This is a genomic window from Pantoea sp. CS_6 (assembly GCF_041954745.1).
Classification (GTDB): Bacteria; Pseudomonadota; Gammaproteobacteria; order Enterobacterales; family Enterobacteriaceae; genus Pantoea; species Pantoea stewartii.
Genome location: NZ_JAVAYG010000008.1, coordinates 70,961 through 94,075, shown reverse-complemented (window position 1 = coordinate 94,075; position 23,115 = coordinate 70,961). Strand labels below are relative to the sequence as shown.

Here is a 23,115-nt window from a genome sequence, read left to right as displayed (position 1 = left end):
GTCTTGTGAAATTTGAGCTTGATACCACAGACGGTCGCGCGCGTCGCGGGCGTCTGATTTTTGATCGTGGCGTGGTCGAAACCCCGGCGTTTATGCCCGTGGGCACCTATGGCACCGTAAAAGGCATGACGCCGGAAGAAGTGCAGGATACCGGCGCGCAAATTATTCTGGGCAATACTTTCCACCTCTGGCTTCGTCCCGGTCAGGAAATCATGAAGCTGCATGGCGATCTGCATGATTTTATGCAGTGGAAAGGCCCTATCCTGACGGACTCCGGCGGTTTCCAGGTCTTCAGCCTGGGCGACATTCGTAAAATCACCGAAGCGGGCGTTCACTTCCGTAACCCGATCAATGGCGATCAGATCTTCCTCGATCCAGAAAAATCCATGGAAATTCAGTACGATCTGGGCTCGGATATCGTCATGATCTTCGATGAGTGCACGCCGTACCCGGCCGACTGGGATTATGCGAAACGCTCAATGGAGATGTCGTTACGCTGGGCGCAGCGCAGCCGTGACCGCTTTGACAGCCTGGGCAACAAGAACGCGCTGTTCGGTATTATTCAGGGCTCGGTTTACGAAGATTTACGTGATGTGTCTGTGAAAGGTCTGGTAGAGATTGGCTTTGATGGGTACGCTGTGGGCGGCCTGGCGGTCGGTGAGCCGAAAGAGGACATGCACCGCATCCTGGAGCATGTTTGTCCGCAGATCCCTGAGGACAAACCGCGTTATTTAATGGGCGTGGGCAAACCTGAAGATCTGGTCGAAGGTGTGCGTCGTGGCGTGGACATGTTTGACTGTGTGATGCCAACGCGTAATGCACGTAATGGTCACTTATTTGTGACGGACGGCGTGGTAAAAATCCGCAATGCGAAGCATAAAGACGATGTGTCGCCGCTGGATGCCGAGTGTGATTGTTACACCTGTCGCAATTACAGCCGTGCTTACTTGCATCATCTTGATCGCTGTAACGAAATACTGGGCGCGCGTCTGAACACGATTCATAACCTGCGCTACTACCAGCGCCTGATGGCAGGTTTACGCCAGGCTATTGAAGAGGGTAAATTAGAGCGCTTTGTTACCGAGTTCTACCAACGGACGGGCAAAGCGGTTCCGCCTTTAACGTCTGATAATTCATCAATGAGGGAAATTTAATGAGCTTTTTCATTTCTGACGCTGTGGCTGCAGCAGGCGCACCGTCTCAGGGAAGTCCGTATTCTCTGGTGATCATGCTGGTCGTCTTTGGCCTGATTTTTTACTTCATGATCCTGCGCCCTCAGCAGAAACGCGCAAAAGAGCACAAGAAGCTGATGGATTCTATCTCCAAAGGTGATGAAGTGCTGACGAATGGTGGCCTGGTGGGTCGCGTAACCAAAGTGGCAGAAACCGGCTACATTGCGATTGCGCTGAACGACACTACCGAAGTGGTTATTAAACGTGATTTCGTGGCTGCCGTCCTGCCGAAAGGTTCTATGAAGGCGCTGTAATTTTTACTTCCCTAAGGGAACTGCCGTGTTAAATCGTTATCCTTTGTGGAAGTACATAATGCTGGTCGTGGTGCTTGTCATTGGCCTGGTATATGCACTTCCCAACCTTTATGGTGAGGATCCGGCTGTTCAAATCACTGGCGCGCGCGGAAGCGCCGCCAGTGAGCAAACGTTGGATCAAATTCAGAACGTATTAAAACAAGATAATATTCAGGCGAAGTCTGTTGCCCTGGAAAACGGGGCGATTACGGCGCGTTTTTCTAACACGGATGTGCAGTTGCGCGCCCGTGAAGCGATCATGAAAGCGCTGGGCGAAAACTATGTTGTGGCGCTGAATCTGGCTCCCGCAACGCCGCGCTGGCTTACCCTGCTGGCGGCGCAGCCAATGAAACTTGGCCTCGATCTGCGCGGTGGCGTGCACTTCCTGATGGAAGTGGATATGGACACTGCCCTGAGCAAACTGCAAGAGCAGAATGCGGACAGCCTGCGCAGCGACCTGCGCGAAAAGAATATCCCTTATACCAACGTCAGCAAGATTGCTAACTACGGCGTGGAAATCCGTTTCCGTGACGCAGCCAGCCGTGACGCTGCCGTGAAGTGGCTGTCATCCCGTCATCAGGATCTGGTGATCAGCAACAGCGGTAACGATGCTCTGCGAGCCACCATGACCGATGCTCGCCTCAGCGAAGCGCGCGAATATGCCGTTCAGCAGAACATCACTATCCTGCGTAATCGTGTGAACCAACTGGGTGTCGCGGAGCCGCTGGTGCAACGTCAGGGTTCTGACCGCATCGTGGTAGAACTGCCAGGTATTCAGGACACGGCGCGCGCCAAAGAAATTCTGGGCGCAACCGCGACGCTGGAGTTCCGTCTGGTCAATACCAGCGTTGATCCGACCGCCGCCGCCAATGGTCGCGTGCCGGGGGATTCCGAGGTCAAAGACATGCGTGACGGCCAGCCTGTCGTGCTGTACAAACGCGTGATTCTGACCGGTGACCACATTACCGATTCGACCTCCAGCATGGACGAATACAACCAGCCTCAGGTGAATATTTCACTCGATGGCGCGGGCGGTAACATCATGTCGAACTTCACCAAGGACAACATCGGTAAACCAATGGCGACCCTGTTTGTGGAGTACAAAGACAGCGGTAAGAAAGATGCGAATGGTCGCGCCATTCTGGTGAAACAGGAAGAGGTGATTAACGTCGCCAACATCCAGTCACGCCTGGGCAACAGCTTCCGCATCACCGGTATCAGCAACCCGAACGAAGCACGTCAGCTGTCGCTGCTGCTGCGCGCCGGGGCCTTGATTGCGCCTATCCAGATTGTGGAAGAGCGGACAATCGGTCCGACAATGGGTCAGCAGAACATTACTCAGGGGCTGGAAGCCTGCCTGTGGGGCCTGGTCGCCTCCATCCTGTTTATGGTGCTGTACTACAAGAAAGTGGGCCTGATTGCGACCAGCGCACTGCTTGCAAACCTGGTGTTGATTGTCGGCATTATGTCGCTGTTACCGGGGGCCACGCTGACCATGCCAGGCATCGCCGGTATTGTGCTGACGCTGGCGGTGGCAGTCGATGCAAACGTCCTGATCAATGAACGTATCAAAGAAGAACTGCGCAACGGGCGTTCCGTACAGCAGGCAATTCATGAGGGCTACAAAGGTGCCTTCTCCAGTATTGTCGATGCGAACGTGACGACCCTGATTAAGGTAGTGATTCTGTATGCAATTGGTACGGGCTCCATTAAGGGCTTTGCGATTACAACGGCTATCGGTATTGCGACCTCCATGTTCACATCGATCGTCGGAACCCGCGCCATTATCAACCTGATGTACGGTGGCAAGCGCGTTAAGAAGCTGTCTATCTGAGGAGTGCGTTGTGGCACAGGAATATAACATTGAGCAGTTAAACCACGGCCGTAAAGTCGTTGACTTTATGCGCTGGGATACGCTGGCATTCATCATTTCGGGACTGTTAATCATCATCTCGATTGCCATTGTTGGCGTACGCGGTTTTAACTGGGGGCTCGATTTCACCGGCGGTACGGTCATTGAGATCAATCTGGAGAAACCGGCCGATCTCGACGCCATCCGCGGTGCGCTGGTGAAGTCCGGGTTCCAGGAACCGTTGATCCAGAATTTCGGTAGCAGCCGCGATGTGATGGTGCGCATGCCGCCGGTCACCGGGCCTGCGGGAACCGAGCTGGGTAATAAAGTGGTAACGGTTATCAACCAGACGACGCAGCAAAACGCGACGGTCAAACGTATCGAGTTTGTCGGACCGAGCGTGGGCAGCGATCTGGCGCAGGCCGGGGCGTTAGCCCTGCTGTCGGCACTGATTGCGATTCTGATTTATATCGGTATTCGCTTTGAGTGGCGTCTGGCACTGGGTACGGTTTTGGCGCTGGCGCATGACGTCATTATCACCTGTGGACTGCTGTCGCTGTTCCGGGTCGAGATTGACCTTACGATTGTGGCCTCGCTGATGTCGGTCATCGGTTACTCCCTGAACGATAAAATCGTGGTCTCGGACCGTATTCGTGAGAACTTCCGCAAGATCCGTCGCGGCTCCTCTTATGACATTACGAACGTGTCCCTGACGCAGACGTTAAGCCGTACCCTGATCACCTCCCTGACTACGCTGGCGATGATCCTGATCCTGTTCATCTTTGGTGGTGCGCTGCTGAAAGGCTTCTCACTGACCATGCTGATTGGTGTCACCATCGGTACCGTTTCGTCGATCTACGTTTCTTCAGCACTGGCGCTGAAGCTGGGCATGAAACGCGAACATATGCTGGTACAGAAAGTGGAGAAAGAGGGCGCCGATCAGCCTTCGATCCTGCCGTAGTATTGGTACGATAAAAAAAGCCGCCAGCGTAATCTGGCGGCTTTTTTGTTTTCAGGGCCTGGACGTATCTGCGATCATCTGGTGAATTCGAACATAACCCAGTTGCTCCGGCGTCACACCCTTTAACCGTAATGGTACGGTGACCGAACTGCGTGGCGTCAGTGAGGCGGGAACCCTGAGGGTTTGCGTCAGGCTGTCGGCCTCAAGTGGCTTACCGGTTGCGGGATCGAGCTGGCCCCAGACTACTGTCACATGCAGTCCGGGCAGCGGTGAATTGTCTTGTGTGCGAAGCGTCAGGTCAGCATGCGTACCGCCAGCCTCGGCCTCAATGCGTGCGAGCGACAGGCGCAGCGTGCCAACCTGCGTTTGAAGTGCCACGGGCGTGTTTGCCTGCGGCAACAGCCATGCGCCCTGCTGTGAATGGGCGTTCAGCTGCCCCTGAATTTCAACCGCACTTGCCTGGCTGGTGAGTTGCTGCATCTGCTGATTAAGCTGACTGACTTCCCGGTGCAGTTGTTTCACCTGCGGCTGGGCTGGGGTGCTGCAACCACTTAGCAGAACCAGTGAGAGGGCCGCGGGTGCCCAAACCATCCTGTTCATCATGTTTTTTATCCTTTATTCAAATGACGTAATAACTGCCCCTTGTCGCGGGACCCATCAGCATCCGCTTATGGCGTTGAAGCCTGAACTGAAATCACGCCGATTACCTTAAGTGTGCTCTGAAATTGCCTTTCCCTGAGCGATAAAATGCCGTAGCCGCTGGCGTGCCGATTTCACCTCGCGTTACGCGTAATGATGCAAGGTGAAACAGGTTGATATCGGGCATCTGGCCAGCGCAGTGGCGCAGGTATCCGGTGATGCAGTACCCCGTATCGGCACGAACGTGGCTACTTTGTCCGCTTTTTGCCCTGAGCGCTTTAAGCGTAGCGGGTTTTACGCGGGCGGGCATTTCCCATCCGGTCTGTGAAGCGGGCAGGGTAAAGCACGGGAATCGATTTTGTTGACTTGCAGTTCGCGCTACACTGTACGGCCCAATTATCTCGTGTCAGGAAACATCATGCATTGCCCATTCTGCTCCGCTGTAGACACAAAAGTGATTGATTCTCGTCTGGTCAGTGAGGGTTCGTCAGTGCGGCGCCGTCGTCAGTGTCTGGTGTGCCATGAGCGATTTACTACGTTTGAAGTCGCTGAGCTGGTCATGCCACGCGTGGTGAAAAGCAACGACGTGCGTGAACCTTTCAATGAAGACAAACTTGCCAGCGGCATGATGAAAGCGCTGGAGAAACGCCCGGTCAGTGCGGATGCCGTAGAGAGTGCGGTGAGCCATATCAAAACGCAGTTGCGTGCGACGGGTGAACGTGAAATTCCCAGCAAGCTGATCGGTAACCTGGTCATGGACGAGCTAAAAAAACTCGATAAAGTGGCCTATATTCGCTTTGCATCTGTTTATCGCAGCTTTGAGGACGTGCGTGATTTTGGCGAAGAGATTGCCAGATTACAGGATTAAATCATGACCGATGAACGTTATATGGCGCGCGCGCTGGTACTGGCGCGGCGCGGACGTTTTACTACCAGGCCAAACCCTAATGTTGGTTGCGTCATTGTACGCGATGGCGACATTGTTGGCGAAGGCTGGCACCAGCGCGCCGGAGAACCGCATGCGGAAGTGCATGCCCTGCGCATGGCCGGTGCGCGTGCGCGTGGGGCGACAGCCTATGTGACGCTGGAGCCATGCAGTCATCACGGGCGCACGCCGCCGTGTTGCGACGCGCTTATTGAGGCCGGTGTAAAACGCGTCGTGACCGCGATGCAGGATCCCAATCCGCAGGTCGCCGGACGGGGATTACATCGACTGCAGCAGGCGGGCATTGAAGTCAGCCACGGACTGATGATGCAGGAAGCGGAAGCCCTGAACCGGGGATTCCTGAAACGCATGCGGACCGGCTTCCCCTGGATACAGCTTAAACTGGGGGCATCACTGGATGGCCGCACCGCCATGGCGAGTGGCGAAAGCCAGTGGATCACCTCGCCGGCTGCCCGACGCGATGTCCAGCGTTTGCGAGCGCAGAGCGCCGCCATTCTCAGCAGCAGCGCAACGGTGCTGGCCGACGATCCTTCCCTGACCGTACGCTGGGCTGAACTGGACAGCGACAGTCAGCGCCTGGTTGATGCGCAGACCTTACGCCAGCCGGTACGCGTCATCGTCGACAGCCAGAATCGCGTAACACCGCAGCACAAACTTATAGAACAATTGGGCGAAACCTGGCTGATGCGACAGCAGGCCGACACTCAGCGCTGGCCTGACTCGGTGACGCAAATTCCGGTTCCTTTACGCGACAGCCAACTGGATTTAGTGGCGCTGATGATGGTGCTGGGCCAGCGCCAGATTAACAGCGTCTGGGTCGAAGCCGGTGCCACGCTGGCAGGGGCACTGCTTCAGGCCGGTCTGGTTGACGAACTCATTGTGTATATGGCACCGAAATTACTGGGTAATGACGCGCGCGGTTTGTGTCAGCTTACGGGTCTGACGCAGTTGGCTGACGCGCCGGTTTTTGCCTTCAGCGACGTGCGTCAGGTCGGCAGCGATCTCCGTCTGACCCTGATACCGCAATAACAGAGGCGGAAAAGCGAGAGCACGCCGCCAAAGAGTATGTTAGAATCCGCCCCCCTGCGCGGGGCTAAACAAACCCCTGAAAGGATGTGTATGAAAGTTATCGAAGCTGCCGTTGCAACGCCAGAAGCAAAAATTGCCATCGTTATCGCGCGTTTTAACAACTTTATCAACGAGAGCCTGTTAGACGGCGCTGTGGATGCCCTGAAGCGTATCGGCCAGGTCAACGATGACAATATCACTGTCGTCTGGGTACCGGGTGCTTACGAACTGCCGCTGGCCGCGCGTGCGCTGGCTAAAACCGGCAAACATGATGCCGTGATTGCGCTGGGTACCGTGATTCGCGGTGGCACGGCGCACTTCGAATACGTCGCGGGTGAAGCCAGCTCGGGCATTGCCAGTGTTGCCATGGACAGCGATATTCCTGTGGCATTCGGCGTACTGACAACCGAAAATATCGAGCAGGCCATTGAGCGTGCTGGAACCAAAGCGGGTAACAAAGGTGCCGAAGCGGCCCTGACCGCACTTGAAATGATCAACGTATTGAAAGCCATTAAAGCCTGATTTTTGTAAGGGGAATTTTGTGAAACCTGCTGCTCGCCGTCGCGCCCGTGAGTGCGCTGTCCAGGCGCTTTACTCCTGGCAGTTGTCTAACAACGACATTGCCGATGTGGAATACCAGTTTCTGGCGGAACAGGACGTTAAAGACGTCGATATTACTTATTTCCGCGAACTGCTGGCCGGTGTGGCGACCAACAGCGCGTACCTGGATGGATTGATGCAACCCTATCTGTCGCGCCAGTTAGAAGAACTGGGGCAGGTGGAAAAAGCCATTCTGCGTGTGTCGCTGTATGAACTGAGCAAGCGTTCTGATGTGCCTTATAAAGTGGCCATTAACGAAGGTATCGAACTGGCGAAAGTATTTGGCGCTGAAGACAGCCATAAATTTGTCAACGGTGTGCTGGATAAAGCCGGTCCGCAAATTCGACCCCAACGCAAATAATCAATAAGGCCGGCTTACCGGCCTTTTTCATTAATGGTTAAGCGGAACGCAATTATGTCATGTGGTGAATTTGAACTCATCGCACGCTACTTCAATCGCAGAACGCGTAGCCGCCGTGATGTCGAACTCGGCATCGGCGACGATTGCGCGCTGCTGAGCGTGCCCGAAAAGCAAACGCTGGCGGTCAGCACCGATACGCTGGTTTCCGGTATCCACTTCCTGCCCACGATCCATCCTGCAGATTTAGCCTATAAATCACTGGCGGTGAATCTGAGCGATTTGGCCGCGATGGGTGCCGATCCTGCCTGGCTAACCCTGGCGCTGACCTTGCCGGATGTGAATGAAAGCTGGCTGAGCAGCTTCAGCGAAAGCCTGTTTGACCTGCTGGAATATTACGATATGCAGCTGGTGGGGGGAGACACGACGCGGGGGCCTCTCAGCCTGACGCTGGGTATTCATGGGCTGATTCCTCACGGCAAAGCGTTAAAGCGTTCGGGCGCAAAACCCGGCGACTGGATCTATGTCACCGGTACATTGGGCGACAGCGCGGCCGGGCTGGCGTTGCTGCAGCATCACTGCCGCATTGACGATCCGGCCATTCATGAAGCCCTGATTAAACGTCACCTGCGGCCCATGCCGCGCGTGTTACAGGGGCAGTCACTGCGTTCGCTGGCCTCTTCCGCTATCGATATCTCAGACGGGCTGATTTCTGATATAGGTCATGTGCTGAAAGCCAGCGGCTGCGGGGCACGTATCAACCTTGACGCGCTTCCGCTGTCCCCGGCACTGCGTGACAATTTTGATGCGTCACAGGTGCTGCGCTGGGCGCTCAGCGGCGGCGAAGACTATGAGCTGTGCTTCAGTGTGCCGGAAGTGAATCGGGGTGCACTGGACGTGGCGCTGGGACATCTTGGCGTGCCTTATACCTGTATTGGGCAGATGGCGCCCGAGTCAGAAGGATTGTCACTGCTCGAAAACGGCAAACCGACAGATGTGCGTTTTAAAGGATTCGACCATTTTGACATCAGATAAACATATCGCCAAAGGTCGTCTGCGGATGCGTAATCCCTGGCATTTACTGGCGACCGGTTTTGGCAGTGGGCTCAGCCCGGTTATGCCCGGTACAGTGGGATCGCTGGCCGCCATTCCTTTTTGGTGTCTGCTGACCCTGCTTCCGCACGATCTGTATTCGCTGGTCGTGCTGCTAGGCATCAGCGTGGGCGTGTACCTTTGCCATCGCACCGCCAAAGACATGGGCGTTCACGATCACGGCAGCATTGTCTGGGATGAGTTTATCGGGATGTGGATTACGCTGATGGCCATTCCGGTGAACAGCTGGCAGTGGGTGGTGGCCGGTTTTGTGCTGTTCCGCGTGCTGGATATCTGGAAGCCCTGGCCGATTCGCTGGTTCGACCGTAACGTGCATGGCGGCATGGGCATTATGGTCGATGACATTATTGCGGGCATTATTGCTGCAGCCATCCTTTATGGTGCCGGGGTTTATCTCGCCGGTTAAGCGTTCGTCCTGCGCCCCTTATCATCACCGTTTTGCAACCGTAGCCGAAATACCGGCGTACGGTTGTCTCACCATTATTCTCTCCCGGCCGGGCCGAATGAGCGCGTCACGCCTGTGAACACGCTGCGTTGGTATCACTGATAGCCGGTGGCCGGGTGAGGCTGATATTCACTTTCCAGGGCGGCAATATCCTGCGTTGTCAGGTCAACGTTCACGGCTTCCACCAGCTCAGCAAACTGCTCTGCACGAGAGGCGCCAATGATGGGCGCTGTCACCACCGGTTTGCTCAGTAACCACGCCAGTGCGACCTGCGCTCGCGTTACGCCTTTGTCGGCTGCTACCTGCGCCAGGCGCGCCGCAATCGCCGCATCGTTTTCCTCCGTTGAAGCATAGAGCGTGCTCATCACCTCATCAGAAACGGAGCGGGCGGTGGTTTCGCCCCATGGCCGGGTGAGCTTACCGCGTGCCAGTGGACTCCATGGCAGGACCGCAACGTTTTCACGCTGGCACAGCGGGTGCATCTCACGTTCTTCTTCGCGCTGAATCAGGTTGTACTGATCCTGCATGCTGACGAAGCGTGCCCAGCCCTGTTCTGCCTGCATGGTTAAGGCCTGTGCAAACTGACTGGCGTGCATGGATGAGGCGCCGATATAACGTGCTTTGCCGAATCTCACCACCTCATCAAGTGCCGACAGGGTTTCTTCGAGCGGCGTGTCATAGTCCCAGCGGTGAATCTGCAGCAGATCGACATACTCCATGCCCAGCCGTTGCAGGCTGTCATCAATGGATTGCAGAATGTTTTTACGGGACAGGCCTTGTGACAGATTACTCAGCGGGAAATAGACTTTGGTGGCGACCACGACCTCCTCGCGGCGGGCGAAATCCCTGAGCGCTCGCCCCAGAATCTCCTCACTACTGCCGTCTGAATAGCTGTTAGCGGTGTCGAAGAAGTTAATCCCGGCCTCCAGCGCCTGCCTGATAAGCGGTCGGCTGCTTTCTTCAGGCAGTGTCCAGGCATGTTTACCGCGGGTGGGCTCACCAAATGTCATACAGCCCAGGCAGAGCTGGGAAACTTTTAAATCAGTATTCGCGAGTGGAACGGTTTTCATCATGACTCCTGCTATGTCCTTCCAGGGGAATTAAGCATAGCAGGAATACCGCTCTCCGCAGAGAGCGGGGGAGGGGAACTACTGCGCCAGCCAGTGACTGATTTGCTGCTGAATACCGTCTGCGTCCAGGTGGTAGTCGTGACGCATCTCTTCCTGCGTGCCCGGGGGAATGAATTCATCAGGCAGGCCAATATTGAGAACGGGAATGCCCAGACGTTTCGCCATCACGAACTCGTTGACGCCGCTGCCTGCGCCGCCCTTAATCGCGCCTTCTTCCAGCGTAATCAACGACTCATGCTGTGCGGCCAGTTCGGTAATTAACGCTTCATCCAGCGGTTTAACAAAACGCATATCCACCAGGGTGGCGTTCAGCGCTTCGGCAACGTGGCTGGCTTCAGGCAGCAGTGTACCGAAGTTAAGGATCGCCAGCTTTTCGCCCCGACGTTTAACCACACCTTTGCCCAGCGGCAGGCTTTGCAGTGGCGTCAGAGCAACGCCAGTGCCGGTTCCGCGTGGATAACGCACGGCAGCCGGACCCGCCTGATAGTGATAGCCGGTATAAAGCATCTGGCGGCATTCGTCCTCATCGCTCGGCGTCATGATGACCATATCCGGAATGCAGCGCAGATAGGCGAGATCAAAGGCACCCTGATGCGTCTGGCCGTCGGCCCCAACGATGCCGCCACGGTCAATCGCGAACAGGACCGGAAGCTTCTGAATCGCGACATCGTGAATAACCTGATCGTAGGCGCGCTGCAGGAAGGTAGAGTAAATCGCAACAACCGGTTTATAGCCCCCAATGGCCAGGCCCGCCGCAAAGGTCACGGCGTGCTGTTCGGCAATGGCAACGTCAAAATACTGGTTGGGATACTTGCGGGAGAATCCTACCATACCCGACCCTTCGCGCATGGCGGGCGTAATCGCCATCAGCTTCGCGTCGTCAGCCGCCGTTTCGCACAGCCAGTTACCGAAGATCTTCGAATAACTCGGCAATCCTTCGGCGCTCTTAGGCAGTTCGCCGCTGGCGACATCAAATTTGGGCACCGCATGCCAGGTGATCGGATCCTGCTCTGCCGGGGCATAACCTTTACCCTTTTTCGTCATAATATGCAGGAACTGCGGGCCTTTCAGGCTACGCATATTCGTCAGCGTATTCACCAGCGTCAGGACATCATGACCATCGACCGGTCCGATGTAATTGAACCCCAGTTCTTCAAACAGGGTGCCCGGCACCACCATGCCTTTCAGGTGTTCTTCGGTGCGTTTTACTAACTCTTTAATCGGCGGCAGGCCGGTCAGTACGCGCTTGCCTCCTTCGCGCAGACGCGCGTAGGTCTTACCCGATAAAATCTGTGCCAGGCGGTTATTCAGCGCCCCGACGTTTTCAGAAATCGACATTTCGTTGTCGTTCAGGATAACCAGCATATCGGGTTTAATATCGCCCGCATGGTTCATGGCCTCAAAGGCCATGCCTGCGGTGATGGCACCGTCGCCGATAATACAGGCGGTACGGCGCCCTTTACCTTCCCGTTCGGCCGCAGCAGCCATGCCCAGCCCGGCACTGATGGAGGTAGAGGAGTGACCGACGCTCAGGACGTCGTATTCACTTTCTCCCCGCCACGGAAAGGGGTGCACGCCATTCTTTTGCCGAATCGATCCAATGCGATCGCGGCGGCCGGTTAAAATTTTATGCGGATAAGCCTGATGACCGACGTCCCACACGAGGTGGTCGAACGGTGTGTTATAGACGTAATGCAGCGCCACCGTCAGCTCGACCACGCCCAGGCCCGACGCAAAATGGCCGCTTGAGCGGCTCACGCTGTCTAATAAATACTGGCGCAGCTCATTGCAGAGCGCAGGCAATTTTTCTTTAGGCAGGGCACGTAGTGCCTGTACCGTTTCTGCCTGCGCCAGTGTCGGGTATTTTGTAGTATCAAAACTCATCAGTGACTCATCATGGAAGTTATTTATCGCGTTCAATTACGAAGCTCGCCAGCGCCTTCAGGGCAGAGGTGTCATAGGATTTTGCAGAGAGCATGTGCAAAGCATCCACGGCTTCCTGGTATAAATCCAGTGCCTTAATCCGGGCATTATCCAGACCCATCAATGAAGGATAGGTGCTTTTTCCAAGATCTTGATCGGCACCTTGACGTTTTCCGATAACGGCTGTGTCGCCCGTCACATCCAGGATGTCATCCTGCACCTGAAAGGCCAGGCCGATGGCATCCGCATAGCGGTCAAGATACGGCAGCGCTTCACGGCCCGCGTCGCCGGCAGCAAAGGCACCGAGTCGCACGGCTGAGCGAATCAACGCCCCCGTTTTGTGACGATGGATCTGTTCCAGTTGATGAAGATCGACAGACTGACCTTCTGCCGCCAGATCCAGCGCCTGCCCGCCGCACATACCCGCTACGCCGCTGGCCCTGGCCAGCTCTGACAGCATAGCGAGGCGGTATTCCGCACTCACGCCCGGCATGGGCTGGTCGGCCAGAATAGAAAAGGCCAGCGTTTGTAGCGCATCACCGGCAAGAATGGCGGTATCTTCGCCATATTTGATGTGGCAGGTCGGTTGCCCACGACGTAACGCATCATCGTCCATTGCCGGCAAATCGTCATGAATCAGTGAATAGGCGTGAATACATTCGACAGCCGCTGCAGGCACATCGAGACTGGCTTTATTCGCATTGAGCATGGTGCCGGTTGCGTAAACCAGAAACGGGCGCATGCGTTTGCCGCCTAATAGTGCCCCATACTGCATGGCATTCACCAGAGGAGAACTCTGAAAAGGGAGGGCATCCAGGTAGCCCATCAACGCGTGATTCACCTGCTGGTGATACGCATTGAGCAGTTCAGGAAAATCCATTAGTTGTTTTCCGGCGTGAAAGAGGAGAGATCGGCATCGTTATCGTCGCTGAGGAGAATGCGCACGCGCTGCTCGGCTTGCTGCAACGTTTGCTGGCCATTGCGCGCTAACTGCACGCCGCGCTCAAATTCATTCAGGGCGTCTTCCAACGGCAGTTCACCACTTTCCAGACGATTAACAATCTGCTCCAGCTGCTGCAATGACGTTTCAAAGCTGGCTGGCTGTTCGGCTTTTTTCGGCATATTTCGTGTCGACTCACGGTTGGAACGTTATCTTGCAATCGGTCATGGTAGCTGAGAGAGAATGATTAGCAAAATAATCAATGTGCATGCTGTTGCAGAAGCAGTCACCGGGTAAAGGTGATATACTCTCGCGCCTCGGATGCGGATGCGCCTGTCACCCCGCAATTTTATGATCTTACCAGCTAAGTGCAGCCTGTTTTAGCACTTATTTGCCCAACGAAGCTGTATTGCCATGAAGTTTATCGTCAAGTTATTTCCTGAAATCACCATCAAGAGTCAGTCGGTGCGTCTGCGCTTTATTAAGATTCTTGCCAGTAATATCCGCAACGTGCTCAAAACGGTCAGCGATGAGATCGCGGTGGTGCGTTTTTGGGATCATATTGAAGTGCGCTGCAAAGATGAAGCCATGCGGAAGATTATTCCCGATGAGCTGATGCGCATCCCGGGTATTCATCATGTCCTTGCGGTTGAAGAGCGCGAATATACCGACATCCACGATATTTTCGAGCAGACGCTGGCACAGTATCGCGACAGCCTGGAAAACAAAACCTTTTGCGTGCGGGTTAAGCGCCGTGGCAAACACAGCTTCAGTTCGCAGGACGTCGAGCGCTATGTTGGCGGCGGGCTAAATCAGCACATCGCCAGCGCCACCGTTCAGCTTAAGAAACCTGAGGTGACGGTTAACCTCGAAGTGGAAGAAAACCGCTTAACGCTGGTCACCGCACGCTATGAAGGGCTGGGCGGCTTCCCGATTGGTACCCAGGAAGATGTGCTGTCGCTGATCTCAGGTGGATTTGACTCCGGCGTTTCCAGCTACATGCTGATGCGTCGTGGCAGCCGCGTTCACTACTGCTTCTTTAACCTGGGCGGCGCGGCACATGAAATCGGCGTACGTCAGGTCGCCCATTATCTGTGGAACCGCTTTGGCCGTTCGCACCGTGTACGTTTTGTGGCAATCAACTTTGAGCCAGTTGTCGGCGAAATTTTAGAAAAAATCGACGACGGTCAAATGGGCGTGGTGCTGAAACGTATGATGGTCCGTGCAGCCTCAATGGTGGCGGAACGTTATGGCGTACAGGCCCTGGTCACAGGCGAAGCGGTGGGGCAGGTCTCCAGCCAGACGCTGACCAATCTGCGACTGATCGACAATGCCTCCGATACGTTGATTTTGCGCCCGCTGATTTCTCACGACAAAGAGCACATTATTAAAGTGGCGCGTGAAATCGGCACCGAAGACTTTGCCAGCACCATGCCGGAATATTGTGGCGTGATTTCGAAAAGCCCGACGGTCAAAGCGGTAAAAGGCAAAATCGAAGCCGAAGAAAGCCAGTTTGATTTCGCGATTCTGGAACGTATGGTGGCCGAGGCGACCAATGTGGATATTCGCGAAATCGCGGAGCAGACGCAGGAAGAGGTGGTTGAGGTCGAGACGGTCGGCTTGCTGAACGAAAACGACAGCGTGCTGGATATCCGCTCGGTGGATGAGCAGGAAGACAAACCGCTACAGCTGGCGGGAACGGAGGTGAAGTCGATGCCTTTCTACAAACTCAGTACGCAGTTTGGCGACCTTGATCAGAACAAAACCTGGCTGTTGTACTGCGATCGCGGTGTGATGAGTAAATTACAGGCGCTCTATCTGCATGAGCAGGGGTTTAAAAACGTGAAGGTATATCGTCCGTAATCCGCATAGCGGTCACTGACCGCTTCCCCCTGTGCTCGCCTTGCATACCAGGGCAAGACGAGCACAGAGCGTCCGGCAGGCGTCTGAACCGGCGACTTAACTGGCCTGATAGTCGTAAATACCCGGCGCCAGCACCAGTTGTGCCGCGACCTCACGTGCTTTATCACTGCCTGCTAGCAAATCAATTAATTTCAGCGCAAAATCCATCGCCGTGCCCGGTCCCTGACTGGTGAGCAAATTGACTCGCGGATCCCAGACGACACGACGTTCCATCCATTTCTCTTCCGGTATGGTGGACTTTAAACCGGGGAACCCTGTCATATTGCCGACCGGAAACAGGTTATGCGGCACCAGTACCGTGCCAGCGGCTGCGCAGATGGCCGCAACAATACGTCCTGACAAATGAAACTGGCGTACGGTTTCAACCAACAGCGGACTGTCACGAAATGTCTCGGCTCCTTTTAGTCCGCCGGGCAGGACAATGGCATCGTAGGCGTTGTCCGCCACCTCGACCAGCGGGACGTCGGCCAGCAGGCGAACGCCGCGCGAACAGACGATTTCACGGCAGCCATCGCTTTCCACGCTGGCGGTCACCGTCTTTATCCCGCCACGGACCAGCAGATCGAGTGTGGTAACGGCTTCCGTCTCTTCACTGCCATGAGCCAGACAGACCAGTACCGAGGCGTTCGCGCCCATAATAAGACTCCTTGCGTTTAATCATGTCGTACAGCCGGGTGTTTTCAGGTAACACTAAGCCGTGAGTGCGTGCGCGACGCAGCAGAAAGCCGGTGATGTATTCAATTTCCGTCAGTCGCTGAGCGCGTATATCCTGCAGCATTGATGAGGTGTTGGCGGCGGTCGTCTCAATCACATTCAGCACCTGATCCTGCAGGCTCTGGCTGGCCACGGACTGGCCTTCACGCTCCATAACCCAACTGATTTCGTCACATAAGGTGATGATGTCGGCCTGATGCTGACGCAGTGCGCCATTCTGACAGTCGTAAACCACGCTGAGTGGGTTGATCACACAGTTTACCGCCAGCTTACGCCAGCAGGCCGCCCGGATATTGTCATGCCAGGCGACATCGGGCAGCGCTTCGTGCAGCACATCGGCGACCTCACTCCAGTGCTCGCTTTTACGGTTGCCGGGACCAATATGGGTGACGCCCGTGGCGACGTGCTTAATGACCGTGCCATCCCGCATTGCGGCGTGCGTGGTGATACCGCGTAACAGCGGCTGCGTCAGACCTTTTAATTCGCCAAGCGTGCCCATGCCATTGTGCAACAGCAAAACCGGGCAGTTTTCTGACATCACGCTTTCCAGATTTTTTACGGCCGTTGATACCTGCGGGGCTTTCAGCGTCACCAACAGCAGCTGGCTCTGCGCCAAAAACAGCGGATCGTTGGCAATGAAGGTCCGGTTCGTCACGCGCCCCAGCGGATCGATTACATTCGCTGAGCAGTAGGGCTGAGGTACGCGTAACCAGCCCTGAACATCGTGCCCGCAATGGGCAAGAGCGGTGAGCCACACCTGGCCCAATGCGCCACATCCTAATACGGTTATTTTCATGCTGCCTCCCGCTCGCGGGCTTATTATTTATGCGCTGTGGCAATGAGTTAAGTATAGCGCTACACAGTGCGATTTTATTTAGTGCCGTAAGACGCGTATTATGCATGCCAGTTTAGCCTCAGGAGAAGAAGAGATGCCATCTTTCGATATCGTTTCAGAAGTCGACATGCAGGAAGTTCGCAACGCAGTAGAGAATGCTAACCGTGAACTGTCGACGCGTTTTGATTTTCGCAACGTCACTGCCAGTTACGAACTCAATGAAAAAAATGAAACCATTAAGGTCATCAGTGAATCGGATTTTCAGGTAAAGCAGCTGGTGGATATCCTGCGCGAGAAAATGCTCAAGCGCGGTATTGAAGGCGCGGCGCTGGAAGTACCAGAAGAGATTGAACACAGCGGCAAAAGCTGGAGCGTGGATGCCAAAATGAAAAAAGGCATTGAAAGCGACGTCGCGAAAAAGCTGGTGAAGCTGATTAAAGACAGCAAGCTGAAAGTGCAGACGCAGATTCAGGGCGAATCTCTGCGCGTAACGGGTAAGTCTCGTGATGATTTACAGGGCGCAATGGCGCTGGTGCGTAATGGCAACCTGGGCCAGCCTTTCCAGTTCAAAAACTTCCGCGATTAATCCCTCCACTCAGCACGTGAGCACAGGATGCCCTCTGAGGCATCCTGTCGGGTTGGCAGCCTGACTGTGACACCAGTCTGGCTGTCACTGATCCCCTTCCGCGACAGCAACGCTTTTGCCCTGCAAGGTGCTGATGTCCGTGACGTAAATTGCGTGACCAGAGGGACGCATTTTGCGCGGGGATAAACGGGAGGAACCGGGTTTGTCAAAGACAACAAACCCGGTGAGGGCAGGGGATTAGCCACCGCCGATAAGGGCTTCAAGCTCCGGTCGGCTGGTGATCTTACTGTCGATCTTAATGTAAGCGCTTTTTTCTTCCGGTACGATCAGCACCGCGTTCACTCCAGGCTGGGCCTTCAGGCGCTTCTCCAGATTCGGTACTGCCAGCGCCGCATCACTCAGCACAATGCGCAGACTGCTGACGTAGGGCGGTTCCTGCATGGTCATACTGACGAACAGCCAGATTGCCGCCACAATCGCTCCCACCATAAACACAGTTTGCGCATCAAAATGACCGAACACCCAACCGCCCAGGCTTCCGCCGATCGCAACGCCCAGAAACTGGCTGGTGGAGTAAAGCCCCATTGCTGTCCCTTTGTAACCGGCAGGCGATTCCTTACTGACCAGGGAAGGCAGGATGGCTTCCATCAGGTTAAAGGCGAGGAAGAAGAGCTGTACGCCGAGCACCAGCGTCCAGAAATGGCCCTGCGCGCCCCATAAAACAATTTCTGCGATGACCATCATGCCGACACAGCCGACAAAGACGCGCTTCATTTTGCGCTTCACTTCTGCATAAATGATAAAAGGCACGACGCCCGCAAAGGCGATCAGCATGGTCGTTAAATAGACCTTCCAGTGTTCTGATGGCGGTAATCCCGCCTGTTCAAACTGGTCGGGCAGCGCAACAAAGCTCGACATCAACAGGATATGCAAAAAGAAGATGCCAAGATTCAGTTTTACCAGGCGCGGGTTGGCCAGCACTTTTTTAAAGCTGCCGCGCACCATGCCCGACTCACGGTTCAGGACATGCTGAGTGGAGGAGGGGACCACCCAAAGCGTAATGAGAATACCCAGCGTCGCCAGCGTTGCGATCATCCAGAACAGCGCATGCAGGCCCAGCGCGTGGGTCACAATCGGTCCCACCACCATCGCAATCGCAAAGGTAACGCCAAAACTGATGCCAATAAACGCCATCGCTTTGGTGCGGTTCTGTTCACGCGTTAAATCCGACAGCAGCGCCATCACGGCGGCCGCAATCGCGCCCGAACCCTGCAACGCCCGGCCAAGGATGATGCCCCAAATGGATTCCGTGCTGGCGGCAATCACGCTGCCAAGGACAAACAGCAGCAGGCCGCCCACAATCAGAGGCTTGCGTCCAATACGATCGGACAGCAGGCCAAAGGGGATCTGGAAAATGGCCTGAGCCAGGCCATAAATGCCAATGGCCAGACCGATTAAGGTTTCACTCGCTCCCTGGAGTGCCATGCCATAGGTGGTCAATACCGGCAGGACCATAAACATTCCCAGCATACGCAGGGAAAAGACCGTGCCAAGGCCCCATGTGGCGCGCAGCTCCACCGGAGTCATTTTATTATCGTTCATTCCTACCTCTGTTGATGTGCTGCATTTATTTTAGGGAGGGAGAGTGGAAGGGTAAAACAATAGTTCTTAAGCAGTCGTAACAAAAAGAAAGGGCGCGAAAATCGCGCCCGTTTCATGCTGTTTTGGTACACATCAGCGCACGTAAGTTAGCAAATCTTTTGACGCAGGCGTCATGAAATCCACTGACATCATCACGCTCAGCGCGGTGATGGCGACGATGGAGAAGACAAACAGCTTACGTGCCCAAACCCGATCGTTTGAGGTTTTATAACCTGACAGCGCCATGCCCAGCCACCAGACGCTGACGGCAGCGGCAACGACCAGATACTTATAGCCTGCATAGCCACCCAGCGTCAGCATCAGCGTGGCAATCATAAACGCCAGGATATAAAGCGTAATATGATTTTTTGCCACGGAGATGCCTTTCACAACCGGTAAGACCGGGATGTTGGCAGCCTGGTAATCCTTAAAGCGGAAGATAGCAATCGCATAGGAGTGCGGCATCTGCCACAGGCTAAAAATCGCCAGCAGGATCAGGGCGCCCGCATCAAACTCATTGGTCACGGCACAGTAGCCAATCACCGGCGGCGCAGCGCCAGACAAGCTACCAATCAGCGTACCGTAAACCGAATGACGCTTCATATACAGGCTGTAAACGCCAACGTATACCACGAAGCCCATCACCGCCAGCCACATGGCCAGCGGGTTAGCACCGAAATACAGCAGTGCAAAGCCAGCAATACCCAACACAGTGGCATACACCAGGCTTACTTTCGCGGAGATAAGGCCTTTAACCAGCACCCGATTCCTGGTTCTCTCCATCTTGATGTCGATATCGCGGTCAATCACGTTGTTGAAGACACAACCTGACGCAACCACCAGCGACACGCCAACCAGTGAGGTGAGAAACAGGGCGTAATCAATGCTGCCCTTAGAGGCCAGCAAAAATCCGCCAATCACAGAAATTAAATTCCCGAAAATAATTCCTGGCTTTGTAACTTGCAGGTATTGCTTAAACATTACACAGACTCTTTAGTGGGGCATCATGTTGTAGTTGAGGTTCCACATGATCCACAGTGAGCCAACCACAACAATCAGGATAATGATTGCTGAGAAGACAATGGCCACCATGTTCCAGCCGCCCTCAGATTTGCTGTCCAGATGCAGGAAGTAAACCAGGTGAACCAGCACCTGAACGACTGCACAGACCAGCACAACGCCGAGGATGGTTCCATGAGAAGCACTACCATCCATTACCATCCAGAACGGGATTGCCGTAAGGATGATAGAGAGGATGAAGCCGATCATGTAAGACTTCACGCTACCGTGTGATGCACCATGTTCGTTAACAGAATGACTCATTACATGGCTCCCATCAGATAAACAACGGTAAACACGCAGATCCAAACCACGTCCAGGAAGTGCCAGAACAGGCTCAGACACATGATACGGGTACGGTTAGTGGCGTTCAGACCGCGTTTCGCGATCTGGAACATCAGCACGGCCATCCAGATCAGACCCGAGGTCACGTGCAGACCGTGCGTACCGACCAGTGTAAAGAAGCCGGACAGGAAGCCACTACGGTTTGGACCGAAGCCTTCAGCAATCAGGTGATGGAATTCATAGATTTCCATCCCGATAAAGCCCGCACCAAACAGGAAGGTCAACGCCAGCCAGCCGATAACGGCGCCTTTGTTTTCCTTGTTCATGGCGATAACAGCCATGCCGTAGGTGATGGAGCTTAATAACAGCAGGGCGGTTTCAACCAGCACGAACGGCAGTTCAAAGATATCTTTGCCTGCCGGGCCGCCGGCGGTGTTGTTAACCATAACTGCATAGGTCGCAAACAGGGTTGCAAAGATAATGCAGTCACTCATCAGGTAGATCCAGAAGCCAAAGACTTTATTGGCTCCTGCATCGTGATGCCCATGCTCCGCATGGGCGTCGTGGTGGTGTTTTACGGTAGTTGACATTATTTCAGACCTGCTTTGCTGATTTCGTCAAAGTGCTGCTTTTCAATCTTCTCTACTTCGGCAACAGGAACGTAGTAGTCCACGTCTTCGTCGAAGCTCTTCACGATCCAGCTTACGATCATGCCGAGGAAAGTAAGACCTGCCAGCCACCAGATATGCCAGATCATCGCAAAACCGAAGATGGTCGCAAACGCGGCAATAACAATCGCAGCACCGCTGTTTTTCGGCATATGAATTTCTTCATATTTAGCCGGCTGCTTGTACGCTTCGCCTTTCTCTTTCATTTCCCAGAAAGCGTCACGCTCATGCACATGCGGGATAACAGCAAAGTTATAGAACGGCGGTGGTGAAGAGGTTGCCCACTCCAGCGTACGGCCACCCCACGGATCGCCAGTCAGGTCACGGTTCTGGTCGCGGTCACGTACAGACACGTAGAACATGATCAGCTGACAAATAATACCGCAGGCAATCAGACCCGCACCTACCGCTGCAACAACCAGCAGAGAGTGGAACTGAGGATCGATATCCTGGCTCAGACGACGGGTCATTCCCATGAAGCCCAGTGCGTACAGCGGCATAAAGGCAACGAAGAAGCCGATGATCCAGAACCAGAAAGCACGTTTGCCCCAAGTTTCGTTCAGGGTAAAGCCGAAGGCTTTCGGGAACCAGTAGGTCACACCCGCCATACAACCGAATACCACACCACCGATAATCACGTTATGGAAGTGCGCAATCAGGAACAGACTGTTGTGCAGGACAAAGTCAGCGCCCGGAACGGCCAGCAGAACACCGGTCATACCACCCACAGAGAAGGTGACCAGGAAGCCTACGGTCCACAGCATCGCAGAGTGCATCTGAATGCGACCCTGATACATGGTGAACAGCCAGTTAAAGATTTTAACCCCGGTCGGAATCGCGATGATCATCGTCATGATACCGAAGAAGGCGTTAACGTTGGCACCGGCACCCATGGTGAAGAAGTGGTGCAGCCAGACGATGAACGACAACACGGTAATGGCGATGGTCGCCCAGACCAGTGAGGTATAACCAAACAGACGTTTTTTCGAGAAGGTGGCCGTGACTTCGGAGAAGACACCAAACACCGGCAGAACAAGAATGTACACCTCTGGGTGACCCCAGACCCAGATCAGGTTGACGTACATCATCATGTTACCGCCCATATCATTAGTAAAGAAATGGAAGTCGAGGTAACGATCAAGTGTCAACAGCGCCAGAGTCACGGTCAGAACCGGGAACGCAGCGATGATCAGGACGTTGGTGCACAGCGCAGCCCAGGTAAAGACGGGCATTTTGAACAGGTCCATGCCCGGCGCACGCATCTTCAGAATGGTCACGAAGAAGTTAATACCGGTCAGGGTTGTACCAATACCGGAAAGCTGGAGACTCCAGATCCAGTAATCCACCCCCACGCCGGGACTGTATTCTGCCCCCGACAGCGGTGGATAGGCCAGCCAGCCAGTTTGCGCGAATTCGCCGACACCCAGAGACAGGTTAACCAGAATCACACCGATTGCGGTAAACCAGAAGCTCAGGTTGTTCAGGAACGGGAAGGCAACGTCACGCGCACCGATTTGCAACGGTACGGCAATGTTCATCAGACCCACCACGAATGGCATCGCCACGAAGAAGATCATGATTACGCCGTGAGCGGTAAAGATCTGGTCGTAGTGATGAGGGGGCAATATGCCTGCTTCCCCGGAGGAAGCCAGAACCTGTTGGGTACGCATCATCACGGCGTCAGCAAAGCCGCGCAGCAGCATGACGAACGCCATGATGATATACATGATACCCAGTTTTTTATGGTCGATTGACGTCAGCCATTCAGACCACAGATATTTCCACTTACCAAAGTAGGTGATGGCAGAGACGATCGCCAGACCTGCAATGATGATGCCGGCAACCGTAACCATGATAATCGGTTCATGGTAGGGCACTGCATCCAGAGTTAATTTTCCGAACAT

General features: G+C 54.7%; 24 protein-coding genes. 12 read left to right on the top strand and 12 right to left on the bottom strand.

The window, feature by feature from the left end:
• Window positions 1-5 precede the first annotated feature (5 nt).
• The 4 genes from tgt to secF are packed head-to-tail and all read left to right on the top strand — an operon-like array spanning window position 6 to window position 4,338.
• A complete protein-coding gene (gene tgt, locus RAC90_RS13655) occupies window positions 6-1,154 on the top strand; it encodes a tRNA guanosine(34) transglycosylase Tgt (protein ID WP_006117994.1) in 1,149 nt (382 codons plus the stop codon).
• Window positions 1,154-1,486: a preprotein translocase subunit YajC gene (gene yajC / locus RAC90_RS13650; protein ID WP_006117993.1), complete on the top strand. Its 333-nt coding sequence runs from the start codon at window positions 1,154-1,156 to the stop codon at window positions 1,484-1,486. Before tgt ends, yajC begins: the two co-directional genes overlap by 1 nt.
• A 25-nt stretch (window positions 1,487-1,511) precedes the next feature.
• On the top strand, window positions 1,512-3,359 hold the full coding sequence (secD, locus tag RAC90_RS13645) for a protein translocase subunit SecD (RefSeq protein WP_072021736.1): 1,848 nt from the start codon (window positions 1,512-1,514) through the stop codon (window positions 3,357-3,359).
• A gap of 10 nt (window positions 3,360-3,369) precedes the next feature.
• The gene (gene secF / locus RAC90_RS13640; protein ID WP_006117989.1) at window positions 3,370-4,338 is read left to right on the top strand and encodes a protein translocase subunit SecF; all 969 of its coding nucleotides are present in this window, start codon (window positions 3,370-3,372) and stop codon (window positions 4,336-4,338) included.
• A gap of 51 nt (window positions 4,339-4,389) precedes the next feature.
• Here secF and RAC90_RS13635 read toward each other — a convergent pair whose 3' ends face one another.
• Complete coding sequence (locus RAC90_RS13635) at window positions 4,390-4,938, bottom strand: DUF3251 domain-containing protein (protein WP_375124480.1); 549 nt, start codon at window positions 4,936-4,938, stop codon at window positions 4,390-4,392.
• A 457-nt stretch (window positions 4,939-5,395) separates the two neighbouring features.
• Between RAC90_RS13635 and nrdR the strand changes: the two genes are divergently transcribed.
• The 6 genes from nrdR (at window position 5,396) to pgpA (ending at window position 9,468) form a co-directional block, all read left to right on the top strand.
• Entirely contained in the window at window positions 5,396-5,845 is a 450-nt protein-coding gene (nrdR, locus tag RAC90_RS13630) for a transcriptional regulator NrdR (protein WP_006117986.1), read from the top strand.
• 3 nt (window positions 5,846-5,848) lie between these two features.
• Window positions 5,849-6,952, top strand: a complete 1,104-nt coding sequence (gene ribD, locus RAC90_RS13625) for a bifunctional diaminohydroxyphosphoribosylaminopyrimidine deaminase/5-amino-6-(5-phosphoribosylamino)uracil reductase RibD (protein ID WP_375124448.1) — start codon at window positions 5,849-5,851, stop codon at window positions 6,950-6,952.
• A 90-nt stretch (window positions 6,953-7,042) separates the two neighbouring features.
• Window positions 7,043-7,513 carry a 6,7-dimethyl-8-ribityllumazine synthase gene (gene ribE, locus RAC90_RS13620; protein WP_006117984.1) on the top strand — a complete coding sequence of 157 codons (471 nt, stop codon included), beginning with the start codon at window positions 7,043-7,045 and terminating at the stop codon, window positions 7,511-7,513.
• A gap of 19 nt (window positions 7,514-7,532) precedes the next feature.
• Window positions 7,533-7,952 carry a transcription antitermination factor NusB gene (nusB, locus tag RAC90_RS13615; protein ID WP_006117983.1) on the top strand — a complete coding sequence of 140 codons (420 nt, stop codon included), beginning with the start codon at window positions 7,533-7,535 and terminating at the stop codon, window positions 7,950-7,952.
• 54 nt (window positions 7,953-8,006) lie between these two features.
• Complete coding sequence (gene thiL / locus RAC90_RS13610; protein ID WP_054634408.1) at window positions 8,007-8,984, top strand: thiamine-phosphate kinase; 978 nt, start codon at window positions 8,007-8,009, stop codon at window positions 8,982-8,984.
• Between the two features lie 25 nt (window positions 8,985-9,009).
• A complete protein-coding gene (pgpA, locus tag RAC90_RS13605; protein ID WP_375093900.1) occupies window positions 9,010-9,468 on the top strand; it encodes a phosphatidylglycerophosphatase A in 459 nt (152 codons plus the stop codon).
• A gap of 134 nt (window positions 9,469-9,602) precedes the next feature.
• Here the strand turns inward: pgpA and RAC90_RS13600 are convergent, their stop codons facing one another.
• From RAC90_RS13600 to xseB, 4 genes are all read right to left on the bottom strand, one after another.
• Window positions 9,603-10,577, bottom strand: coding sequence for an aldo/keto reductase (locus tag RAC90_RS13600; RefSeq protein WP_375124479.1), 975 nt, complete (start codon window positions 10,575-10,577; stop codon window positions 9,603-9,605).
• Between the two features lie 78 nt (window positions 10,578-10,655).
• Window positions 10,656-12,521, bottom strand: coding sequence for a 1-deoxy-D-xylulose-5-phosphate synthase (gene dxs / locus RAC90_RS13595; protein ID WP_375124447.1), 1,866 nt, complete (start codon window positions 12,519-12,521; stop codon window positions 10,656-10,658).
• Window positions 12,522-12,540: 19 nt separating this feature from the next.
• Window positions 12,541-13,440, bottom strand: a complete 900-nt coding sequence (gene ispA / locus RAC90_RS13590; RefSeq protein ID WP_033738647.1) for a (2E,6E)-farnesyl diphosphate synthase — start codon at window positions 13,438-13,440, stop codon at window positions 12,541-12,543.
• On the bottom strand, window positions 13,440-13,682 hold the full coding sequence (gene xseB / locus RAC90_RS13585; protein ID WP_006117975.1) for an exodeoxyribonuclease VII small subunit: 243 nt from the start codon (window positions 13,680-13,682) through the stop codon (window positions 13,440-13,442). The genes ispA and xseB overlap by 1 nt, the downstream gene beginning before the upstream one ends.
• A gap of 232 nt (window positions 13,683-13,914) precedes the next feature.
• Between xseB and thiI the strand changes: the two genes are divergently transcribed.
• The gene (thiI, locus tag RAC90_RS13580; protein WP_375124446.1) at window positions 13,915-15,363 is read left to right on the top strand and encodes a tRNA uracil 4-sulfurtransferase ThiI; all 1,449 of its coding nucleotides are present in this window, start codon (window positions 13,915-13,917) and stop codon (window positions 15,361-15,363) included.
• 96 nt (window positions 15,364-15,459) lie between these two features.
• Here the strand turns inward: thiI and yajL are convergent, their stop codons facing one another.
• The gene (yajL, locus tag RAC90_RS13575) at window positions 15,460-16,059 is read right to left on the bottom strand and encodes a protein deglycase YajL (protein WP_006117973.1); all 600 of its coding nucleotides are present in this window, start codon (window positions 16,057-16,059) and stop codon (window positions 15,460-15,462) included.
• Complete coding sequence (panE, locus tag RAC90_RS13570) at window positions 16,013-16,933, bottom strand: 2-dehydropantoate 2-reductase (RefSeq protein ID WP_033738652.1); 921 nt, start codon at window positions 16,931-16,933, stop codon at window positions 16,013-16,015. The genes yajL and panE overlap by 47 nt, the downstream gene beginning before the upstream one ends.
• A gap of 133 nt (window positions 16,934-17,066) precedes the next feature.
• Here panE and RAC90_RS13565 point away from each other — a divergent pair, with 133 nt between their 5' ends.
• Window positions 17,067-17,558, top strand: coding sequence for a YajQ family cyclic di-GMP-binding protein (locus tag RAC90_RS13565; protein ID WP_006117971.1), 492 nt, complete (start codon window positions 17,067-17,069; stop codon window positions 17,556-17,558).
• Between the two features lie 237 nt (window positions 17,559-17,795).
• On the opposite strand, the gene RAC90_RS13560 is transcribed toward RAC90_RS13565, so the two are convergent.
• From RAC90_RS13560 to cyoB, 5 genes are all read right to left on the bottom strand, one after another.
• Window positions 17,796-19,160, bottom strand: coding sequence for an MFS transporter (locus RAC90_RS13560; RefSeq protein ID WP_006117970.1), 1,365 nt, complete (start codon window positions 19,158-19,160; stop codon window positions 17,796-17,798).
• A 132-nt stretch (window positions 19,161-19,292) separates the two neighbouring features.
• Window positions 19,293-20,180 (bottom strand): heme o synthase, encoded by an 888-nt coding sequence (cyoE, locus tag RAC90_RS13555; RefSeq protein WP_006117969.1) that lies wholly within the window; start codon window positions 20,178-20,180, stop codon window positions 19,293-19,295.
• A gap of 12 nt (window positions 20,181-20,192) precedes the next feature.
• Entirely contained in the window at window positions 20,193-20,522 is a 330-nt protein-coding gene (locus RAC90_RS13550; RefSeq protein WP_006117967.1) for a cytochrome o ubiquinol oxidase subunit IV, read from the bottom strand.
• Entirely contained in the window at window positions 20,522-21,133 is a 612-nt protein-coding gene (locus tag RAC90_RS13545) for a cytochrome o ubiquinol oxidase subunit III (protein ID WP_006117966.1), read from the bottom strand. The genes RAC90_RS13550 and RAC90_RS13545 overlap by 1 nt, the downstream gene beginning before the upstream one ends.
• The gene (cyoB, locus tag RAC90_RS13540; protein WP_033738655.1) at window positions 21,133-23,115 is read right to left on the bottom strand and encodes a cytochrome o ubiquinol oxidase subunit I; all 1,983 of its coding nucleotides are present in this window, start codon (window positions 23,113-23,115) and stop codon (window positions 21,133-21,135) included. The genes RAC90_RS13545 and cyoB overlap by 1 nt, the downstream gene beginning before the upstream one ends.